The 637-nt window shown below is 66.2% G+C and carries 1 protein-coding gene and 1 pseudogene; both read right to left on the reverse strand.

Features of this window, described 5'->3' with window-relative positions; genetic code table 11:
• Positions 1–413: pseudogene (locus AAFM29_RS17230) on the reverse strand (hypothetical protein); the annotation flags it as partial.
• On the reverse strand, positions 410–637 hold a 228-nt coding region (locus AAFM29_RS17235), incomplete at its 5' end, for a hypothetical protein (RefSeq protein WP_341713956.1). The gene AAFM29_RS17235 and the pseudogene AAFM29_RS17230, both read right to left, overlap by 4 nt.

Genomic DNA, 637 nt, shown 5'->3' on the forward strand with positions numbered 1-637 from the left:
TGCGCGCGCGTCTCGTCGGGCGAGATGGAAAAATGGGTGCGCGCCATCAGGAGGGCGAGCAGCTCCACCGGTAACTCCAGCGCAGGGGCGTCGGGCGCTGGTTTGGGCAAGAGCGGAAAGTCGTTCGCCGGAAGGCCGTGCAGCGTGTAGCGGCGCGCCTGGCCGACGGCCTTGACGGTCGTCTGCGCGCCGTCGCTCGTCGTGATCTGCACCGGGCCGTCCGGCATCGCCTTCACGCGCTCGAAGAGGTCTTTTGCCGGGACGGCGATTGAGCCCCCGGTGCTGATCTCCGCCTCGACTTGGCCGCTCATGGCGAGGTAAAGGTCCGTTGCAGCCACGCGGAGCGTCCGCCCTTCGGCGTGGCAGCGCTCAAGGAGCTTGTTGAGGTCTTTCTTCGGGATGACGATGTTCATGCGGCGGTCTTCCTTTCATGCTGTAAACGGCGCGCCAATTCCTCAGAGATGCGCAGAATGCGTCCTGCGGTCGTGCATCCAACGCCCGCCTGCGCAAGGGCGATCGCGGCATCGCAGCGTGCCGCGCGGGCACGGATAGTAGCTGGCCTTCCTGGACCAAGTATGTGATGCAGCGGCACCCCACGCTTGGCGGCAATACGCGTCACCAGCACGCCGTAGTCGCC

The sequence above is a fragment of the Erythrobacter sp. genome (assembly GCF_038133525.1).
In the GTDB taxonomy this organism is placed as follows: Bacteria; Pseudomonadota; Alphaproteobacteria; order Sphingomonadales; family Sphingomonadaceae; genus Qipengyuania.